The organism is Pelagerythrobacter marensis (genome assembly GCF_001028625.1).
GTDB classification, from domain to species: Bacteria; Pseudomonadota; Alphaproteobacteria; order Sphingomonadales; family Sphingomonadaceae; genus Pelagerythrobacter; species Pelagerythrobacter marensis.
This window is the reverse complement of sequence record NZ_CP011805.1, coordinates 541,572-561,190: the sequence shown is the minus strand read 5'-3', so window position 1 is coordinate 561,190 and position 19,619 is coordinate 541,572. Positions and strand designations below refer to the sequence as shown.

The 19,619-nt window shown below is 65.0% G+C and carries 17 protein-coding genes; 10 read left to right on the top strand and 7 right to left on the bottom strand.

The window, feature by feature from the left end; all coding sequences use genetic code 11:
* Window positions 1-132 precede the first annotated feature (132 nt).
* From mdh to AM2010_RS02665, 10 genes are all read left to right on the top strand, one after another.
* Entirely contained in the window at window positions 133-1,095 is a 963-nt protein-coding gene (mdh, locus tag AM2010_RS02710; protein ID WP_047805770.1) for a malate dehydrogenase, read from the top strand.
* Window positions 1,096-1,195: 100 nt separating this feature from the next.
* A complete protein-coding gene (sucD, locus tag AM2010_RS02705) occupies window positions 1,196-2,086 on the top strand; it encodes a succinate--CoA ligase subunit alpha (RefSeq protein ID WP_047805769.1) in 891 nt (296 codons plus the stop codon).
* Window positions 2,087-2,186: 100 nt separating this feature from the next.
* On the top strand, window positions 2,187-2,471 hold the full coding sequence (locus tag AM2010_RS02700) for a GIY-YIG nuclease family protein (protein ID WP_082132780.1): 285 nt from the start codon (window positions 2,187-2,189) through the stop codon (window positions 2,469-2,471).
* 54 nt (window positions 2,472-2,525) lie between these two features.
* Window positions 2,526-5,375: a 2-oxoglutarate dehydrogenase E1 component gene (locus AM2010_RS02695; protein WP_047805767.1), complete on the top strand. Its 2,850-nt coding sequence runs from the start codon at window positions 2,526-2,528 to the stop codon at window positions 5,373-5,375.
* A 12-nt stretch (window positions 5,376-5,387) separates the two neighbouring features.
* Entirely contained in the window at window positions 5,388-6,614 is a 1,227-nt protein-coding gene (gene odhB / locus AM2010_RS02690; protein WP_047805766.1) for a 2-oxoglutarate dehydrogenase complex dihydrolipoyllysine-residue succinyltransferase, read from the top strand.
* A gap of 7 nt (window positions 6,615-6,621) precedes the next feature.
* Window positions 6,622-6,978: a hypothetical protein gene (locus tag AM2010_RS02685; RefSeq protein ID WP_047805765.1), complete on the top strand. Its 357-nt coding sequence runs from the start codon at window positions 6,622-6,624 to the stop codon at window positions 6,976-6,978.
* The gene (lpdA, locus tag AM2010_RS02680; protein ID WP_047805764.1) at window positions 6,971-8,368 is read left to right on the top strand and encodes a dihydrolipoyl dehydrogenase; all 1,398 of its coding nucleotides are present in this window, start codon (window positions 6,971-6,973) and stop codon (window positions 8,366-8,368) included. Before AM2010_RS02685 ends, lpdA begins: the two co-directional genes overlap by 8 nt.
* A 69-nt stretch (window positions 8,369-8,437) precedes the next feature.
* Complete coding sequence (locus AM2010_RS02675) at window positions 8,438-9,973, top strand: serine hydrolase domain-containing protein (protein WP_150115219.1); 1,536 nt, start codon at window positions 8,438-8,440, stop codon at window positions 9,971-9,973.
* A 106-nt stretch (window positions 9,974-10,079) separates the two neighbouring features.
* Window positions 10,080-11,414 (top strand): amidase family protein, encoded by a 1,335-nt coding sequence (locus AM2010_RS02670; RefSeq protein WP_047805762.1) that lies wholly within the window; start codon window positions 10,080-10,082, stop codon window positions 11,412-11,414.
* 152 nt (window positions 11,415-11,566) lie between these two features.
* Entirely contained in the window at window positions 11,567-12,223 is a 657-nt protein-coding gene (locus AM2010_RS02665; protein WP_047805761.1) for a trimeric intracellular cation channel family protein, read from the top strand.
* A gap of 24 nt (window positions 12,224-12,247) precedes the next feature.
* Here AM2010_RS02665 and AM2010_RS02660 read toward each other — a convergent pair whose 3' ends face one another.
* The 7 genes from AM2010_RS02660 to rpsK all read right to left on the bottom strand — a co-directional run bounded on the left by AM2010_RS02660 (window position 12,248) and on the right by rpsK (window position 19,611).
* Window positions 12,248-12,919, bottom strand: coding sequence for a hypothetical protein (locus AM2010_RS02660; protein WP_150115218.1), 672 nt, complete (start codon window positions 12,917-12,919; stop codon window positions 12,248-12,250).
* A 134-nt stretch (window positions 12,920-13,053) separates the two neighbouring features.
* Window positions 13,054-13,551 carry a hypothetical protein gene (locus tag AM2010_RS02655; RefSeq protein WP_047805760.1) on the bottom strand — a complete coding sequence of 166 codons (498 nt, stop codon included), beginning with the start codon at window positions 13,549-13,551 and terminating at the stop codon, window positions 13,054-13,056.
* A gap of 145 nt (window positions 13,552-13,696) precedes the next feature.
* Window positions 13,697-15,868, bottom strand: a complete 2,172-nt coding sequence (locus tag AM2010_RS02650) for a prolyl oligopeptidase family serine peptidase (protein WP_082132779.1) — start codon at window positions 15,866-15,868, stop codon at window positions 13,697-13,699.
* 69 nt (window positions 15,869-15,937) lie between these two features.
* A complete protein-coding gene (locus AM2010_RS02645) occupies window positions 15,938-17,290 on the bottom strand; it encodes a serine hydrolase domain-containing protein (RefSeq protein ID WP_047805758.1) in 1,353 nt (450 codons plus the stop codon).
* Window positions 17,291-17,458: 168 nt separating this feature from the next.
* A complete protein-coding gene (gene rplQ, locus AM2010_RS02640) occupies window positions 17,459-17,881 on the bottom strand; it encodes a 50S ribosomal protein L17 (protein ID WP_047805757.1) in 423 nt (140 codons plus the stop codon).
* A gap of 172 nt (window positions 17,882-18,053) precedes the next feature.
* A complete protein-coding gene (locus AM2010_RS02635) occupies window positions 18,054-19,109 on the bottom strand; it encodes a DNA-directed RNA polymerase subunit alpha (RefSeq protein WP_047805756.1) in 1,056 nt (351 codons plus the stop codon).
* Window positions 19,110-19,221: 112 nt separating this feature from the next.
* A complete protein-coding gene (rpsK, locus tag AM2010_RS02630) occupies window positions 19,222-19,611 on the bottom strand; it encodes a 30S ribosomal protein S11 (RefSeq protein WP_047805755.1) in 390 nt (129 codons plus the stop codon).
* Window positions 19,612-19,619: the final 8 nt, after the last annotated feature.

Genomic DNA, 19,619 nt, shown 5'->3' with positions numbered 1-19,619 from the left:
TGCAATCGTTTTTTCAGCGGCCTAGGTCGCTTGCCGTTGGCCAGGCGCGGCCTTCCCGCGGGACAGGGGGCTGCGCGCTCAACGGCCAGGCATCGGCTGTCCCGCGCATCGTGAAGGACACACAGCACAACCATGGCCCGCAAAAAGATCGCCCTCGTCGGCGCCGGCATGATCGGCGGCACTCTCGCCCACCTCGCAGCGATGAAGGAAATGGGCGACGTCGTCCTGTTCGACATTGCCGAAGGGATGCCCGCGGGCAAGGCGCTGGACCTCAGCCAGGCCGGCCCGGTCGAAGGGTTCGACGCGAACCTCAAGGGCACGAGCGATTACAAGGATATCGCCGGATCCGACGTAGTGATCGTGACCGCCGGCGTGCCGCGCAAGCCGGGGATGAGCCGCGACGACCTGCTCGGCATCAACCTCAAGGTGATGAAGGCGGTCGGCGAAGGCATCAAGAACAACTGCCCCGACGCTTTCGTGATCTGCATCACCAACCCACTGGACGCGATGGTCTGGGCCCTGCGCGAATTCAGCGGCCTGCCGCATAACAAGGTGGTCGGCATGGCCGGCGTGCTCGACAGCGCGCGCTTCCGCCACTTCCTCGCCGAGGAATTCGACGTTTCGATGGAAGACGTCACCGCCTTCGTGCTCGGTGGGCACGGCGATACGATGGTTCCGATCCTCGAATATTCGACCGTCGCCGGCATTCCCGTGCCTGATCTGATCAAGATGGGCTGGTCCACCCAGGAAAAGATGGACGCGATCGTTCAGCGCACCCGCAGCGGCGGCGGCGAGATCGTCCAGCTCCTCGGCAACGGCAGCGCCTACTACGCGCCCGCCACCAGCGCGATCCAGATGGCGGAAAGCTACCTCAAGGACAAGAAGCGCGTCCTGCCCTGCGCCGCGCACCTGACCGGGCAGTACGGCGTCGACGGCCTCTATGTCGGCGTCCCGATCGTGATCGGCGCCAACGGCGTGGAACGGATCGTGGAGATCGAACTGGACGACGAAGCGAAGAAGGGCTTCCAGGTCAGCGTGGACGCGGTCAAGGAACTGCTCGAAGCGTGCAAGGGCATCGACGAGAGCCTGAAGTAATTCGTGAGTCCCCGCGAAGGCGGGGACCTCAGTCGGCAGCGTCCGACTTGGCTGAACGAGGTCCCCGCCGTCGCGGGGACTCACAAATAGGGACAGAGATATGAGCATCCTCGTCGACAAGAACACCAAGGTCATCACCCAGGGCATGACGGGTGACACCGGCACGTTCCACACGCAGCAGGCCCTCGATTACGGGACGCAGATGGTTGCGGGCGTGACGCCGGGCAAAGGCGGCACCGAACATATCGGTCTGCCGGTCTACAACACCGTGGCCGAGGCCCGTGCCGCGACCGGCGCGACCGCGAGCTGCATCTACGTGCCGCCGCCGTTCGCCGCGGACTCGATCCTGGAATCGATCGACGCGGAGATGGAACTGATCGTCGCCATCACCGAAGGCATCCCGGTGCTCGACATGGTTCGCGTCAAGCGCGCGCTGGAAGGCAGCAAGAGCCGCCTGATCGGCCCCAACTGCCCCGGCGTGCTGACCCCCGGCGAATGCAAGATCGGCATCATGCCCGGTTCGATCTTCAAGAAGGGTTCGGTCGGCGTCGTGTCGCGCTCCGGCACGCTGACTTACGAGGCCGTGCACCAGACCACGCAGGTCGGCCTGGGCCAGACCACCGCGGTCGGCATCGGCGGCGACCCGGTCAACGGCACCAACTTCATCGACGTGCTCGACCTGTTCCTGTCCGACGATGAAACCAAGTCGATCATCATGATCGGCGAAATCGGCGGCTCGGCCGAAGAAGAAGCGGCCGAATTCATCGCCGACCAGGCGAAGAAGGGCCGCAAGAAACCGATGGTCGGCTTCATCGCCGGCCGCACGGCCCCTCCGGGCCGCCGCATGGGCCACGCCGGCGCGATCGTCTCCGGCGGCCAGGGCGGCGCAGACGACAAGATCGCCGCGATGGAGAAGGCGGGCATCCGCGTTTCCCCCTCGCCCAGCGAACTCGGCACCACGCTCGACGCGATGCTGAAGGAACTCGCGTGATCGCGATGCGCATCGTGAGTCCCCGCGAAGGCGGGGACCTCGTGCCGCTGGCGCGCGGCCCTCTGCCTGAGACTTCCGTCTTCGTGGGAAGCCGGGAGGCTTGAAGCCAGGCTGTGTCTATATCCTCACCAACAAGCCGATGGGCGTCCTGTATATCGGAGTCACCGACGATCTGCCGAGACGTGTCGAACAGCACCGATCAGGCGCAGTATCGAGTTTTTCGAAACGGTATAACTGCCACCGGCTGGTCTGGTTTGCGGAATTCGAGAACATTCACGATGCCCGCTCGTTCGAACGGCAGATGAAGAAATGGAATCGCGCGTGGAAAGTGGCTCGGATCGCCGAAATGAACCCGGAGTGGCGCGACCTTGCAGCCGAATTGTAGCCATGCGCCGGCAGCCTGAGACCCCCGCCTTCGCGGGGGCTCACGGAGATAGAAATGGGTAACGAAAACCACGATTTCCTCCCCGAACTGGCCGGCCAGGACGGGCCGCAGCCGGGGCCGAGCTGGGGCAACCCGCGCTGGCCGTTGACCGGGATCGATGCCGAAGGCGACCTGACCCAGGCGCTGGACCCCACCGCGATGAAGATCGCGGTCAAGGCCGCGGCGGAGAAAGCGGGCAAGGCGACCGATCCCAAGGCGATCGAGGAAGCGGCGTCGGATTCGATCCGCGCCATGCTGCTGATCCGGCTCTATCGCGTGCGCGGCCACATGGCGGCCGACCTCGACCCGCTGGGCCTGGGCAACCGCGAGCTGCCCGAGGATCTGCGTCTCGAATGGCACGGTTTCGACGGGCAGGAAGACAAGGAAGTCTTCGTTGGCGGCCTGCTGGGCCGCGAATGGGTCAAGGTCGGCGAACTGGCCGAGCTGCTGCGCGCGAATTACTGCGGCAAGGTCGGCCTCGAATACATGCACATCGCCGATGTCGAGGAACGGCGTTTCCTGCAGGAAAAGTTCGAGGGGCCCGAAGACGTCATCCAGTTCACGCCGGAAGGCAAGCGCGCGATCCTGGCCGCCGTCGTTCGCGGCGAACAGTACGAGGCGTTCCTCGCCAAGAAATACGTCGGCACCAAGCGTTTCGGCCTCGACGGCGGGGAATCGATGATCCCCGCGCTGGAAGCGGTGATCAAGTACGGCGGCCAGTCCGGCGTGCGCGAGATCATCTACGGCATGGCCCACCGCGGCCGGCTGAACGTGCTCGCGAACGTCATGGGCAAGCCCTACAAGGTGATCTTCCACGAATTTTCCGGCGGCAGCGCCAATCCGGAGGATGTGGGCGGATCGGGCGACGTCAAGTATCACCTCGGCACCAGCACCGATCGCGAATTCGACGGGATCGACGTGCACATGTCGCTGGTTCCCAACCCCAGCCACCTGGAAGCGGTGGACCCGGTGGTCCTGGGCAAGACCCGCGCACAGCAGGCGATCCGCGACGACCTGAAGAAGCACGAGCAGGTCCTGCCCGTGCTGATCCACGGCGATGCGGCCTTTGCCGGCCAGGGCATCGTGTGGGAATGCCTCGGCTTTTCCGGGGTCCGCGGATACAATACCGGCGGCTGCATCCACTTCGTCATCAACAACCAGATCGGCTTCACCACCAGCCCGCAGTTCGCGCGCTCTTCCCCCTACCCGTCCGATGTGGCGAAGGGTGTTCAGGCGCCGATCCTGCATGTCAACGGCGACGATCCCGAAGCGGTGACGTTCGCCTGCAAGCTGGCAGTCGAATATCGCCAGCGCTTCGGCCGCGATATCGTGATCGACATGTGGTGCTATCGCCGGTTCGGCCATAACGAGGGTGATGAGCCCAAGTTCACCCAGCCGCTGATGTACGATGCGATCAAGGGGCATCCCAAGGTCAGCGAAATCTATGCCGCCCGGCTGGTGGAAGAAGGCGTGATCGACGGTAACGAGCGCGACCGCCTCGCCGCCGATTTCGTCACCGAGCTGGAAGACGAGTTCGAAGCGGCCAAGAGCTACAAGCCGAACGAAGCCGACTGGTTCGGCGGGCGCTGGGCCGGGCTGAACAAGCCGGCCGACCCGGAAACCGCACGGCGCAATATCGAAACCGCGGTTTCGGACAAGCTGTTCGACAGCCTCGGTCGCACGCTGACCGATGTGCCCGAAGATCTGACGATCCACCGCACGCTGGGCCGCGTGCTGGATGCCAAGCGCAAGATGTTCGACACCGGCGAAGGGTTCGACTGGGCGACGGCGGAAGCGCTCGCATTCGGCAGTCTCGTGACCGAAGGTTATGGCGTGCGTCTGTCGGGCCAGGATTCGGGCCGCGGCACGTTCAGCCAGCGGCACGCGGTGTGGATCGACCAGACGGACGAGCACAAGTACATCCCGCTGACCCAGCTGCCGCATGGCAAGTTCGAAGTCTACGACAGCCCGCTGAGCGAATATGGCGTTCTCGGCTTCGAATACGGGTTCGCGATGGCCGATCCGAAAACACTGGTCCTGTGGGAAGCGCAATTTGGCGATTTCGCCAATGGCGCGCAGATCATGATCGATCAGTATATCGCCAGCGGCGAGGTCAAGTGGCTGCGCGCCAATGGCCTGGTTCTGCTGCTGCCGCACGGATACGAAGGCCAGGGGCCCGAACACTCCTCCGCCCGGCTCGAACGGTTCCTGCAACTGTGCGCGAACGACAATATCTGCGTGTGCAACATCACCGTGCCGGCCAACTATTTCCACGTCCTGCGCCGGCAGATGAAGCGTTCGTTCCGCAAGCCGCTGGTCATCATGACCCCCAAGTCGCTGTTGCGCCATCCGATGGCCAAGAGCGCGGCGGAAGAATTCCGCGGCGAAAGCCATTTCCGCCGCATCGTCAGCGATACGACGGATATCGAAGACAAGAAGATCCGGCGCCTCGTGCTGTGCAGCGGCAAGGTTGCTTACGATCTGATCGAAGCGCGCGACGAGGCCGGGCTGGACGATGTTTCGATCGTGCGGATCGAACAGCTCTACCCCTTCCCGGGCGAGCCGCTGGCGGTGCGTCTGGGGCGGATGACCAACCTGGAAGAAGTGATCTGGTGCCAGGAAGAACCCAAGAACAACGGTGCCTGGTTCTTCGTCGAATGCCAGATCGAGGAAGCGCTTTCCGCCGCCGGACATGACGGCATGCGCCCCCGCTATGCGGGCCGCGAAGTTGCCGCCTCTCCCGCAACCGGCCTTGCCAAACGGCACGAGGAGCAGCAGCGTTGCCTCGTTTCGATGGCGTTGGGTCTCAACGATGGCGGCGAGGCCGCGCGAGGCGGCAAGACTGCCGGCAAGAAGAAGGCTTGAGGAACGCGAAATATGGCCAGCGAAATCAAAGTCCCCACCCTGGGTGAATCGGTCACCGAAGGCACCATCGGCGAATGGCTGAAGAAGCCCGGCGACCCGGTGAAAGTCGACGAACCGATTGCCAGCCTTGAAACCGACAAGGTCGCAGTCGAGGTCCCCTCCCCGGTCGCTGGCGTGATCGGCGAGCTGAAGGCGGAAGTCGGCGATACGGTCGAAGTCGGCGCGGTTATCGCGACGGTCGAAGACGACGTGGCCGCGGGCGAAAGCACCAAGGTCGCCCCGCGGGAACAGGACAAGGCACCGGCGGCGGCGAAAGATGCGCCGACCGGCGATGCCCAGACCCTGTCGCCCGCGGTGCGCCGTGCTGTGCTGGAACACGGGGTCGACCCCAGCACGATCAAGGGCACCGGCAAGGATGGCCGCCTGACCAAGGAAGACGTGCTGGCCGCAGCCCAGGCGAAGAAGTCGGGCACCGGCACGATCGAAGATACCGCGCCGGATCAGGCCAAAGCGGCCGCCGCGCCTGCCCCGACCGGCGAACGGCGCGAAGAACGCGTGAAGATGACGCGGATGCGCCAGACGATCGCCAAGCGGTTGAAGGGCGCGCAGGAAAACGCCGCGCTGCTGACGACGTTCAACGATGTCGACATGAGCGCGGTGATCGAAGCGCGCGAGAAGTACAAGGAACTGTTCGCCAAGAAGCACGACATCAAGCTCGGCTTCATGGGCTTCTTCGCCAAGGCCGCCTGCCTCGCGCTGAAGGATGTGCCTTCGGTCAACGCCTACATCGAAGGCGAGGAAATCGTCTATCACGACTATGTCGATATCTCGGTCGCCGTCAGCGCGCCCAACGGGCTGGTCGTCCCGGTGATCCGCGATGCCCAGGCCAAGGGCTTCGCGCAGATCGAAAAAGACATCGCCGACTTCGGCAAGCGTGCGCGCGACGGCACGCTGACGATGGAGGACATGAAGGGCGGAACTTTCACGATTTCCAACGGCGGCGTGTTCGGATCGCTGATGTCGACCCCGATCATCAACCCGCCGCAAAGCGCGGTGCTGGGCCTGCACCGGATCGAGGATCGCCCGGTCGCGATCGACGGCAAAGTCGAAATCCGCCCGATGATGTACATCGCGCTCAGTTACGATCACCGCCTGATCGACGGGCGCGAGGCCGTCACCGCGCTCAAGATCATGAAGGAAGCGATCGAAGATCCGACGCGGATGCTGATCGATTTGTAAAACTGTCATGACCCAGCTGACCCGCTCCGCCGATTGTGGCAACTCTCCCAAGAACAAGGCCGTCGAGGACCTTGCGATTGCGCTGGAGGGTGGCCCCTGGTGCGGCGATCTGCTGGACGAGAATACAGTCTGGGACCCGCCTGCGGGCGATCGGGTAACCGGTGCGCGGGCGATCGAAGCGGCCATTGCCGACAGGTCGCAAGCAATTCGCATTGATCGCGTCGCCACGCACGGCAAGAGCGGCGCGGCCAGCGGCAGCGCAGATGGCAGGCGCTTCGCCCATGTCATTACCTTCACCTCCGCGAGCGCGAAGAACGTCGCCGCGATAGACAGCTTCAGGAAGAACGAGACCTCATATGGCTGAATACGACTACGACGTCCTCGTCATCGGTGCCGGGCCCGGCGGTTATGTCGCGGCGATCCGCGCCGCGCAGCTGGGGCTCAAGACCGCCTGCGCCGAAAGCCGCGACACGCTGGGCGGCACCTGCCTCAACGTCGGCTGCATCCCGTCCAAGGCGATGCTCCACGCTTCCGAATATTTCGACGCCGCCAGCAACGGTTCGATGGCCGACATGGGTATCGAGGTGTCGCCCAAGCTCAACCTCGATACCATGCACGGCCAGCGCCGCGATGCGGTGGAAGGGCTGACCAAGGGCGTCGCCTTCCTGTTCAAGAAGAACAAGATCGACTGGAAGAACGGCCATGCCACCTTCCAGGATGCGCATACCGTGAAAATCGGCGAGGAGACGGTGACGGCGAAGAACGTCGTTATCGCCACCGGATCGTCCGTCACGCCCCTGCCCAATGTCGAAGTGGACAATGCCAAGGGCGTCGTGGTCGACAGCACCGGCGCGCTGGAACTGCCCAAAGTGCCGCAGAAGATGGTCGTCATCGGCGGCGGCGTGATCGGGCTGGAGCTTGGCTCCGTCTGGCGCAGGCTCGGCGCGGAAGTCACCGTGGTCGAGTTCCTCGACCAGCTGCTGCCCGGAATGGACGGCGACGTGCGCAAGGAAGCGGGCAAGATCTTCAAGAAGCAGGGCATGGAGCTGAAGCTCTCGCACAAGGTCACCGGCTGTTCGGTCAAGGGCAAGAAAGCGACGCTGACGGTCGAACCCGCGCAGGGCGGCGATGCCGAAACGATCGAGGCGGATTGCGTGCTGGTGTCGATCGGGCGCAGGCCCAACACCGATGGTCTGGGCCTCGATGCCATCGGGCTGAAGACGAACGAGCGCGGCCAGATCGAAACCGATCACGAATTCCGCACCGCGGTCGATGGCGTCTGGGCCATTGGCGACGTGATCCCCGGCCCGATGCTGGCGCACAAGGCCGAAGATGAAGGCATCGCCGTGGCGGAAAACATCGCCGGGCAGACGGGGATCGTGAACCACGACGTGATCCCCAGCGTCGTCTACACGTGGCCGGAAATCGCCGGCGTCGGCCTGACCGAGGAACAGGCGAAGGAACGCGGCGAGGTCAAGGTCGGCAAGTTCCCGATGATGGCCAACAGCCGCGCCAAGACCAATCACGAGCCGGACGGTTTCGTCAAAGTCATCGCCGATGCGGAAACCGACCGGGTCCTGGGCGTGTGGTGCATCGCCAGCGTTGCCGGCACGATGATAGCCCAGGCCGCGCAGGCGATGGAATTCGGCGCGACCAGCGAGGATATCGCCTACACCTGCCACGCGCATCCGACCCATTCGGAAGCGGTCAAGGAAGCGGCGATGGCGGTTCAGGGCAAGCCGATCCACATTTAACACGGTTGACCCGCCCCCGCTCCACTGTATCATCGTTACAATACAGTGGAGCACTCAGGGGAGGCGGGATTGACGCGAATTTTAGTGGCCGCGGCGATGGCCCTCGGCGCGATCAGTGGATCTGTCTCCCCCGTCTTGGCGCAAGGGGCCGTCTTTGCCGCGCCCACGAGCCGCGAAGAACTGCGCGACCAGATTTTCGCCGCGGACGACATCCTGTTCGAACGAGCGTTCAACGAGTGCGATCTGGCCGCCTTGCACGACATATTGCTGCCGGACGTGGAGATGTATCACGACCAGGCGGGCATCAACCGCGGAAGGGACGCGTTTATCGCGCCCGTGAAAGCGAACATCTGCCACGACGGCCCTGCCAAACCGCTGCGCAAGCGCGTCGACGAGAGTATCGAAATATACCCGCTCTACCGCGACGGACACCACTATGGCGCGATCCAGCGCGGGCAGCACGAGTTCTACATCCGCGAGCACGACAAGCCACTGCGGCTCACCAACCGGGCGCGCTTCACCCATGTCTGGCTGCTCACCGACGAGGGATGGAAGCTCAAGACCGCGCTTTCATGGGATCACCTCAATCCCGGCGAGAACGGCCGCCTCGAGGCAGACGTGCTTGCCGCCGGCTTCGACGGGCGCGATGAAGCCGAATATGCTCTTGCGGCACACGGGATACAGGCACTGAGCGTGGCCGTCGTGCGCGACGGCGTCGTTAGCGAGGTGCGCAGTTTCGGCCAGGCATCGGCCGAACGGGCGGCAGCCGCCGACACGATTTACGGCGTCGCCTCGCTGTCGAAGCCGGTCTCGGCCATGCTGGCCCTGAGGCTGGCGAGCCTGGATCTGCTGGACCTCGACGGACCTCTGGCCGAATTCCATGTCGACCCCGACATTGCCGACCATCCTTGGGCCGCACGGGTTACCCCCAGGATGGTGCTGAGCCATACCAGCGGATTGCCCAACTGGCGCTATCTCGACCCCGATGCCGATAGCACGCTTCGCTTCGTATCGGAACCGGGCACCGCCTATCGCTATTCCGGCGAAGGCTTCGAGTGGCTGAGACAGGCGATCGAGCGCAAGACCGGACGGTCCTTCGAATCCCTCGCGCAAGAGCACGTGTTCCAGCCGGCGGGGATGCGGGACAGCAGCTTCATGTCTCCGGTCGGCGCCGGGGCGAGAGTGGCCACGCGATACGATGCCAGCGGCGCGCCGATAGCGACACGCCCCAGCCAGGAAGCGAACGCGGGGGCCAGCCTGATGACGACGGCGGGCGATTATGCGCGCTTCCTCGCCTTCGTCATGAACGGCGGCGGCCTGGGCTCTCGGCTGGCGGGGGAAATGTTCGCCCCGCAGGTCCGCGTCGATGCTGCCAGCGCGTTCGGTCTCGGCTGGCAGGTGCTGCTCGATCTGGCGGACGGAAGCCGTGCGATCCAGCACACGGGTTCGGATCCCGGTATACGCGCGCTTGCGCTGGGCTGGCCCAACGCGAACGAGGGCATCGTCATCCTGTCGAATTCCGACAACGCCATGCCCCTGTGGGAGCTTATCCTGAAAGAGGAATTTGGAAAGAACGGCCAGGAAATTATCGATCGCAATCAATAGCTGTTCTTCACATCGCGACGCCGCTTCCCTCAATTCGCGGAGCGGCGATCCGCGTTGACCGCTCCACTCGGCCCTTTACAAAGGCGATGCATAGAAGGAGCGGCAATTGGCATATCCGACACTGACCGACCAGCCAGGAGCAATCGCGCTGGCGGCGCAGATTCGCGCGGGTGACCTGTCACCGCGCGAGGCGGTGGAAGCGGCGATCGCGCGGATCGAGGATCGCGACATGCAGATCGACGCGGTCGTCGTGTGCGATTTCGAACGTGCGCGCACCGCTGCCGAAGCGCTCGACGGGCAGGTGCCGGGTGACGATCGACCGCTGTTCGGCGTGCCGATGACGATCAAGGAAAGTTTCGACATCGCCGGCCTGCCCACCTGCTGGGGCCACGAACGGTTCGCCGACAACATCGCCCGCCGCGATGCGTTCGTCGTCGAACGGCTCAAGGCCGCAGGTGCGATCTTCGTTGGCAAGACCAACGTGCCGCCCGATCTGGCGGATTGGCAGTCGCGCAACCCGGTTTACGGGCGCACGCGCAATCCGCACGATACGACGCGCACCCCCGGCGGATCGTCGGGCGGGGCGGCGGCTGCCGTGGCGAGCGGCATGGTGCCGTGCGACTATGGATCAGACATTGGCGGATCGGTCCGCGTACCGGCCCATTTCTGCGGCGTCTGGGGCCACAAGACGAGTTGGGGCGTCGTGCCCACGCGGGGGCAGGTCCACCCGATGCTGGGCCAGGACGAACGGGCAGAGGTTGCGCTCGGCGTCGCGGGTCCGATCGCCCGCAATGCCGACGACCTTGCCCTGCTGCTTCGCCTTACCGCCACCGTCGCCCTGCCCGAACAGATCCAGCCGCTGGCCGGGTGCCGGATGCTGTTGCTGACCGATTATCCCGGCAGCCCGGTGGACGATGCCGTGCGCGGCCCGATCGAGGCGGCAGCCGCGTCGCTGGAGGCGGCAGGCGTCCGTATCGACCGGTCGTGCGATGTCCTCCCCGATCTGGCCGCGCAGCAGGGCAGCTATATGAAGATGCTGAACATCGCGCTCGCTCGCGGGATGCCCGGGCCCGATGGCAAGCGCGCGAACGCGACCGACTGGTTCGACCTGCTCGATGATCAGGCGCGCAACGAAAGCGCCTGGCGCCGGCTGTTCGAAACGTACGATTTCGTGCTCGCCCCGCCCGCCCCGGTGCTGGCCCTGCCGCATAGCGAGGGGCGCGTGTTCGACGGCACGCTGACGATCAACGGGCGCGAGGAAAACGCAGGCGCAGCGCTGGCCTGGGCCGGCATCGCGACATTTCCCAATCTGCCATCGACCGTGCTGCCTATCGGCGAAAGCGGCAGGCTGCCCTGCGGGATGCAAGTGATCGGGCCGCGCTGGCACGATCTGGGCTGCATCGCGGCAGCCAAGGCGATCGGCGAGGTTCTTCACGGCTGAGGCACAGGCGGCCGCCGGTGCCCCTCGGGTCCCGCCGGCCGACGGTTTCGATGCCTTTTTGCCTTGGAACTTCAACTTCGCTGTAAGTTTAGATTTATGCCTTGCCGCTCAAGCGTTTCCTCTGCGCGGAAAGATGTCTAAGGACGGGCGCCATGTTCACCGCCACCCCGGCCCTGCCTCCGATGCTCGATCTTGCGGGCACTGCGATCTTTGCGCTGACCGGCGCTCTGCTCGCCGCGCGCCTGCGGCAGACGTTCGTCACCATGGCCTTTTTCGCGCTGGTGACCGGCGTGGGCGGTGGTTCGCTGCGCGACATGCTGATCGGCGCGCCTGCCTTCTGGCTGCGCGATCCGTGGGTGTCGCTGGTGGTGTTCGGCACCGCGCTGGTCGCCTGGTTCACCCCGCGCCGGTGGTGGGAGGGGAGCCTGCTGGAATGGGCCGACGCGGCCGGGCTTGCCGCCTTTGCCGTCCTCGGCGCGGCCAAGGCCCTTGCGTTCGGGGTCGATCCCGTGCCTGCGGCGGTGCTGGGCGTCGTGACGGGGTGCGCAGGCGGTGTCGTGCGCGACGTGATCGCGGGCGTGCCCTCGATCATCATGCGGCCCGAACTCTACGTCACTGCAGCGGCGCTTTCAGCAGGGCTGACGGTTATCGGCAGCGTGGCCGGTTTTGCGCTGGCATGGATCTGGGGCGGCGCCTGGATCGCCGGGTTCGCCCTGCGTGGTGCCGCGATCCAGTGGCAGCTGGCCCTGCCCGGCTATCGCGAGCGCGAACGCCGGCGCAAGATCGGCAAGGCCGGCGACGAAGGCTAGGCTTTCACGCGCCGCCCTGCGCGATCAGTAGTCGTCGTAACCCGCTTCACCCGGAAGGGGGCCGCCGGGATAGGCCGGGCGAACCGACGAAGCAGGCCCGCTGTCCACGCTGTTCCAGGCAGCCGAATAGACATCGTCGCCATACTGGGCGTCACTGGCCTGCGTGCGATAAGTCACCCCGCGCCGGCCATAATCGATATCGTCGATCCGGCCATCGTTGCCGATGTGGCAGGTAAAGCCTTCACCATCGTACAGCGCGCCATTGACTTGCCACCCGCGGGGCGTGCGGTCGACTCCATCGACCGAGGCCACGCGCGCATCGCGTTCGATTTCCGCCACGCACATCTGAGCCGCCCGGTCCAGCCCGTTGCTGCGATCCACGCGAACCGGCCCGCGATAACCGCGCCGCGGTTCATTCCGGTCGTTGTCGATCGCGCTTGCCACCGCGGCGATACCGCCCAGGATCAGAACGCCGGCGATCACGTCACCAGCATCAATCCCGCGGTTGCGGTGGTGGCGATGCCGATAGCGATCACGGTAATGATGGCGACGCGACCGTTCGGCTGTCACGCTCGCATCGCTCCAGGCCGGATCCGCTTGCACAGGTCCACCCGTGGTCGGCGCCGGCAATTCCGCCGCTGCGACAGGCGTTGCGGCCAGCGACAGCGAAGCGAGGCCGGCGAAGGCAGTGGACAATTTTCCGTGACGAACCATACGTTTGAACCTGTTACAAGAAATCAGCCCAAGCGGGCGTTGTACCACAGACTGGGCGATCCGGCATGTCCCCATGCTGAACCGCCCGGCCAGTGGCTCTGGTGCCCAGCGCCATCCTAGCGAAGGCCGCGGACGCCGCTGTAATCGATGTCGTAAACCCGCCCGCGATTGATACGGCAGGTGAACTTGCCCTGATCGTAGCCCCGATTGCGGTCATAACGGCCATAGCCGCGCCGGTCGTAGCGTCCATCGACCACCAGACGCCCGCGTACGCGCAAGTGGTCGCGCTTGCGATCGACATCGCGAATTTCGGTCACGTTGACATTGCGATAGCCGGAACGGCGAGCATCGCGTTCGACCGCAGCCACACACCGCTGAACCGCTCCACGAGCGCCCTGGCGATATCCGCGGCGGTCACGATAGCGGTCGCGCCGATCGTCCCCGTCGAATGCACCGGCCAGGGCGGCAATGCCGCCGATGATCACGGCCCCGGCGATGACATCGCCGGCGTCGATCCCGTCGTCATGATCCCGCGCCATAGCGGGGGCGGCGGAAGTCATCGCCATCGCGCCTGCCGCGACGGTTCCGACCAGGGCTTTGGTAATGGTCTTCATAGCTCTTTCCTCGCTGGCCGGAACGGGATTGCTCCGGGCTACGAGGACTGTTGTAAAGTGTCGGCGGTGAGACGGCGCTGAACTGGCGAGACAGCAGGCGTTCAGATTACTTCGCATTTTTATGAACACCTGCTGTCGAAGCGGATCAATCGTCCACCGGTGCCTCTGCCTCCTCGACCGGAACGTTCAGCCCGGTCCAGTGCGCGAGGAAGCCGAGCACGTCGGCCCCTTCCTCGATCGCCTTGTCGGTCGGCTTGCCACTGCCGTGGCCTGCCCGCGTCTCGATGCGGATCAATTGCGGCTTGTCCCCCAGATCGGCGGCCTGAAGCGCGGCAGCATATTTGAAGCTGTGGCCCGGCACGACGCGATCGTCGGTATCGGCCGTGGTCACCAGAACGGCAGGGTAGTCCACGCCGGAACGGATGTTGTGATAGGGCGAATACGTGCGCAGGACGCGGAAATCGGCTTCCTTGGAAGGATAGCCGTAGTCGTCGACCCAGTACCGCCCTGCAGTCCAGCGGTCGAAGCGCAGCATGTCCATCACGCCCACGGCGGCATTGGCGGCATCGAACAGGTCGGGCCGCTGGTTGACCACTGCGCCGACCAGCAGGCCGCCGTTCGATCCGCCCTGGATCGCGAGCCCGCCCTCGCTCGTATAGCCATTGGCCTTCAGGTATTCACCGGCTGCGATGAAATCGTCGAACACGTTCTGCTTGTTGGCGAGGCGGCCGGCATCGTGCCACGCCTTGCCATATTCGCCCCCGCCGCGAATGTTCGCCAGCGCGAATGCGCCCCCGGCCTGGAGCCAGGCCATGCGCGAGGCGGAAAAGCCGGGCGTGAGCGAGATATCGAACCCGCCATAACCATAGAGCAGCGTCGGCGCCGGGCCGGTCACGTCCTTGCGCCGGACGATGAACATCGGCACCCGCGTGCCGTCTTTCGACGTGTAGAACTTCTGCTCGGTCACGAAGCGGTCGGGATCGAAAGTCAGCTCCGGCGCGGCGAAGGTGCTGGTTTCGCCGGTGTCGACGTTCAGGCGATAGATCGTGCCGGGCCGGTTGAAGCTGGTGAAGGTGTAGAACGTTTCAGGATCGCCCGGCTTGCCGCCGAAACCGCCCGCCGTACCCAGTTCGCCCAGCTCGATATCGTCCAGCGGATTGCCCTGCAGGTCATAGACCGCGGCGCGCGTGGTCGCGTCCTTCAGGTAAGTGACGATCAGCTTGTCGCCGACGATCGAGGCGCCGTCGATCGGCTGTTCGCTTTCGGGCACGATCGTTGTCCACTCAGGCGTGTCGGCGGACAGATCGGTCGTGACGATGCGATAGCGCGGCGCATCCCTGTTGGTGACGAAGAAGGCGCGCGTGCCGATCGTGTCGACGGGGTTCCAGGCGTTCTCAAACCCGGTCACCAGCGGGCGCGCTTTCCACTCGCCGCTGTCATCGGCGAAGTCGATCACGTGGACTTCATATTTCGCATCGGTGCCGAGCGAGCTGATCACGAAACCCCAGCGCCCGTCGTCCGACACGCCAAGGCCATGCCCGCGCTCGGGATGGTCGGGGGTGGCGAAGACCATCCGGTCCTGCGATTGCGGCGTGCCCAGCTCGTGATACCAGACCGCCTGATTGTAATTGAGCGCCTGGAAATCCTGCCCTTCCTCCGGCTCGGGGAAGCGCGAATAGAAGAACCCCTTGTTGCCCAGCCAGGAAATGCCGGTGAACTTGGCCCAGCGGATCTCGTCCTCCAGCGGCTCGCCCGTTTCGACGTCGAGCACGCGGATAATACGCCAGTCGGTCCCGCCATCCTGGACGGCGTAGGCCATCAGCTTGCCGTTTTCGGACGGTTCCCAGCCGGCCAGCGCGGTCGCGCCGTCATCGGCCCAGGCATTGGGATCGATCAGCAGGCGCGGCTCCGCCTCAAGCCCGTGGCGGACGTAGAGCGGGCTCTGGTTCTGCAGGCCCGTGTTGCGGGTGTAGAAATAGTATTCGCCCGCCTTCTGCGGGATGCCGAAGCGCTCGTAATCGAGCAGCGCGCCGATCCTTTCCTTGAACCATTCGTTGGCCGGCAGGGCCTTCAGATAGGCATCGGTGAACTCGCTCTGCTCCTTGACCCAGGCGGCGACCTGTTCGTCGTTGCGGACATCGGCTTCCAGCCAGCGATAGGGATCGGCGATCTCCTCGCCGAACAGGGTTTCGACGACCTCGCCGGTGCGGGTTTCGGGGTATTCGGGCAAAGTTACCTCTTGAGCGGAAAGCGGGACAGCGAATGCCAGGGTGAGAGCGGATGCCGCGAGCGCGGCGGAACGGAGGCGCATTGTCATCTCCCGAAGGGCCTGTTCAGTGGTTGCAGATGTAACCGCCGCGTGGCGCTTTGCAATCCAAAGGCACGCTCAATCCGCCATTGCGGCGAGCACGTCGCGCGTGAACGCGGCAATATCGAAACGCGATCCCGCCGGGTCCTCCCCGCGCCGGACGATCACGATATCGCGGCTGGGCACGATGACCACGAACTGCCCCCGGTTGCCCATCGCCGCATAAGCATCGCCTGGCACCCCGTCGCTCTGGTTGAACAGCCAGAAGCCGGCGCCATAGCCGAATGGCCCATCGGGCTGCGGGCCGCTGGGGCGGGCGACATAATCGCTCCAGCCTTTGGGCAGCACACGCTCGCCGCTGGGGAGCACGCCGTCGTCGAGGTAGAGCTGGCCAAGCAGGGAAAGGTCGCGCGCGGTCGACCAGACCTGGCTGGAAAGAATGTAATTCCCCTGCCAGTCAAGCTCCGCCACCGTGTCCGCCATGCCGACCCGGGCGAAGAACGCTTCGGGCGGATGCTGTTCGAACGTCGGCTCGATCGCCTCGATCGCCATCAGCGTATCGTTGTTGGCGTAGCGATGGACGGTGCCGGGAGGATGGATCAGCGGCCATGTTGCGGCGCGTTCGTCCACCGTCGCTCCGCCGAAATAGAGCGGATCGGTGCGATTGCCGGCAGTGTCGGAGTAGCGGCCCGAAGCCATGCGCAGCAGGTGATCTATCGTGATCCGAAACCGCCCGTCGGACGGAGAATGCCCCAGCCCCGCCCGGCGCGCCGTATCCGCCTCTCCGCGGTGGACGGCGGCCCCGACCAGCGTGGCCGCTATGCTCTTGGCGACCGACCAGGTGCGCTGGGGCACGTCAGGGCCGAATCCTTCAGCATAGATCTCGCCCACGGTTTCGCCGCCGCGGCGCACGAGCACCGCGGTAGTGCGCGTTCCTTCGCCATATCGCGGCGCGAAGCCCGCCCGCATCGCCGCCGCCGGAGCCGTGCCCTGCGGGGTAACGAGCGGCGCGGATGGGCCTGGCTCGGCCGTCCGCACAGTGCCGGTCGGTCGCAGGCGCCCATCGATGGGGAGCAAGTGGCAGCCGCGCTGCGAATCGTGATCGGCTATGCGCGGGGCCATGTCATCGGTCCATTCAACCCTGACGGCCTCGACCTGTCCGTGCTCGCCGCGGGCGATTTCGAACGGCAGATCAGGCACGATGGTATCGAGCGGGGCCTGGATGCCGGCCAGTTCCCATTCGATCACGCTTTCGGGCGTGCGCGTGGCCCCGGCGCGCTCGGCATTGGCGATCGCGCTGCACAGGAACAACGCCTTGTAACCTGCCGCAAGTGCGCGGTCGTAGCGGGCATCGAGCGCGTCCTGCTGGCTCTGCGCAAGGGCGGGAACGGGCGCGAGAAGCGCGGCGGCGGCGATGAGATGGCGGATCATGCACCGCGTTGTGCCACGCAGTGGCGCGCAGTCAAACGAAAGGGCCGCGGAGTTTCCCCCGCGGCCCCTTGTTTTGTGCGAGTGCCCGCAAAAGCGGGACCTCAGGCTAGCGCGCAAGCGCCTGCGGCGCGAGATCCCCGCCTTCGCGGCGGGCTCACGCCCGTTGCCTCAGGCGTCTTCAAAATCTTCTTCGTCGCTCGTGACCGGGCCCGAATCCTGGCCCTTCGCCTCGATGTCGCGGTCGACCAGTTCGATCACTGCCATCTGCGCGGCGTCGCTGTCGCGATAACCGGCCTTGATCACGCGGGTATAGCCACCCTCGCGGTCGGCGTAGCGTTCGGCGAGGATGTCGAACAGCTTCTTCAGCTGCGTCTCGTCGCCCAGCCGGCTCATCGCCAGACGGCGATTGCTGAGGCCGCCGCGCTTCGCCAGCGTGATCAGCTTTTCGACGTAGGGGCGCAGTTCCTTGGCCTTGGGGGCCGTGGTCAGGATCTGCTCGTGCTTGATCAGCGCAGTGGCCATGTTGCGGAACAGGGCCTTGCGGTGGCCGGTCTTGCGCTGCAGCTTGCGGCCGGAAATCTTGTGACGCATTTCAATATCTTCCTTCGTTCGTAAGGGGCCCGTACGAGGTAGCCCAGTGCTGGCCGGATTGAGGGCCGGCCGTGTGCCCCGGTGCGTGTTCCCGCGAAGGCGGGAACCTCAAGCCAGCAGGCGAAGCGCCAGTGGCCCGAGGCCCCAGCCTTCGCTGGGGCTCACGCGATTATCAACCAAGCAGTTCCTGTTCGAGCTTCTTGGCCATTTCTTCAATGTTTTCAGGCGGCCAGCCCGGGATGTCCATGCCGAGGCGCAGACCCATCGACGAAAGCACTTCCTTGATCTCGTTGAGCGACTTGCGGCCGAAGTTCGGCGTGCGGAGCATCTCGGCCTCGGTCTTCTGGACCAGGTCGCCGATGTAGATGATGTTGTCGTTCTTGAGGCAGTTGGCCGAACGCACCGACAGTTCCAGCTCGTCCACCTTCTTGAGAAGGTAACGGTTGAGCTGGTTGGCGTCGCTTTCTTCCGGCTGCGCCGCCTGCCCGATCATGGTCGAGCTGGGCTGCGGAATGCCTTCTTCGAAGTGGACGAACAGCGTCAGCTGGTCCTGCAGGATACGCGCGGCATAGGCCACGGCATCTTCCGGGGTGACGGTGCCGTCGGTTTCAATCGTGAGGTTGAGCTTGTCGAAGTCGAGTTCCTGGCCGACACGGGCCGCCTCGACCTTGTAGCTGACCTGGCGCACCGGCGAATAGAGCGAGTCGACCGGGATCAGGCCGATCGGCGCATCGGCCGGACGGTTCTGCACCGCGGGGACATAGCCCTTGCCGGTATCGGCGGTCAGTTCCATGCTCAGGTTCGCGCCTTCGTCGAGATGACAGATCACGAGATCCTTGTTCATCACCTCGATATCGCCCGAAACGGCAATGTCCCCGGCGGTAACTGCACCCGGGCCGGTCTTGTTCAGCTGAAGCCGCTTGGGACCTTCGCCTTCCATCTTGAGCGCGATCTGCTTGACGTTCAGCACGATGTCGGTCACGTCCTCGCGCACACCGGCGAGCGAGGAGAACTCGTGCAGCACGTTCTCGATCTTGATCGAGGTGATCGCCGCGCCCTGAAGACTGGAAAGAAGCACGCGACGCAGCGCGTTGCCGAGCGTCAGGCCGAAGCCGCGCTCCAGGGGTTCCGCGACGAAAGTGACCTTGCGCGATTTGTCGCCGGCGGCCTTGATTTCGAGGCTGTTGGGCTTCTTGAGTTCCTGCCAGTTCTTGGTGTTGACGGCCATGGATTTCCCCTAGGGTTCGAATACGGGCGGGACCGGCTGCGCTGGTGGGCGCGTCCGGTCCGTCAGGGTCGGCGGCCTCGCGTCTTGCGCCAGGCCGCCGGGCAGGTACGGATCAGACGCGGCGGCGCTTGGACGGCCTCACCCCGTTATGCGGGATCGGCGTAACGTCGCGGATCGAAGTGATCGTGAAGCCGACAGCGGCCAGGCCGCGCAGCGCACTTTCGCGGCCCGATCCGGGGCCCTTCACTTCGACTTCCAGCGTGCGCACACCGTGTTCAGCCGCCTTCTTGCCGGCATCGTCGGCAGCGACCTGGGCGGCATAGGGCGTCGACTTGCGGCTGCCCTTGAAGCCCATCATGCCGGCGCTGGACCAGCTGATCGCATTGCCCTGCGCGTCGGTGATGGTGATCATGGTGTTGTTGAAGCTGGCGTTGATATGCGCGACGCCGCTCGAAATGTTCTTCTTGTCGCGCCGCCTGATCCGGCCGGGTTCGCGTGCCATTGGTTCGG

Bases quoted from the DNA above. Each gene is read 5' to 3' on its own strand.
- mdh (WP_047805770.1), top strand. From the start codon at position 133: ATGGCCCGCAAAAAGATCGCCCTCGTCGGCGCCGGCATGATCGGCGGC.
- rpsK (WP_047805755.1), bottom strand. From the start codon at position 19,611: ATGGCACGCGAACCCGGCCGGATCAGGCGGCGCGACAAGAAGAACATT.
- rplQ (WP_047805757.1), bottom strand. From the start codon at position 17,881: ATGCGTCACAAGATTTCCGGCCGCAAGCTGCAGCGCAAGACCGGCCAC.
- AM2010_RS02650 (WP_082132779.1), bottom strand. From the start codon at position 15,868: ATGACAATGCGCCTCCGTTCCGCCGCGCTCGCGGCATCCGCTCTCACC.
- odhB (WP_047805766.1), top strand. From the start codon at position 5,388: ATGGCCAGCGAAATCAAAGTCCCCACCCTGGGTGAATCGGTCACCGAA.
- sucD (WP_047805769.1), top strand. From the start codon at position 1,196: ATGAGCATCCTCGTCGACAAGAACACCAAGGTCATCACCCAGGGCATG.
- AM2010_RS02655 (WP_047805760.1), bottom strand. From the start codon at position 13,551: ATGAAGACCATTACCAAAGCCCTGGTCGGAACCGTCGCGGCAGGCGCG.
- AM2010_RS02685 (WP_047805765.1), top strand. From the start codon at position 6,622: ATGACCCAGCTGACCCGCTCCGCCGATTGTGGCAACTCTCCCAAGAAC.
- AM2010_RS02645 (WP_047805758.1), bottom strand. From the start codon at position 17,290: ATGATCCGCCATCTCATCGCCGCCGCCGCGCTTCTCGCGCCCGTTCCC.
- AM2010_RS02635 (WP_047805756.1), bottom strand. From the start codon at position 19,109: ATGGCCGTCAACACCAAGAACTGGCAGGAACTCAAGAAGCCCAACAGC.
- AM2010_RS02695 (WP_047805767.1), top strand. From the start codon at position 2,526: ATGGGTAACGAAAACCACGATTTCCTCCCCGAACTGGCCGGCCAGGAC.
- AM2010_RS02665 (WP_047805761.1), top strand. From the start codon at position 11,567: ATGTTCACCGCCACCCCGGCCCTGCCTCCGATGCTCGATCTTGCGGGC.
- lpdA (WP_047805764.1), top strand. From the start codon at position 6,971: ATGGCTGAATACGACTACGACGTCCTCGTCATCGGTGCCGGGCCCGGC.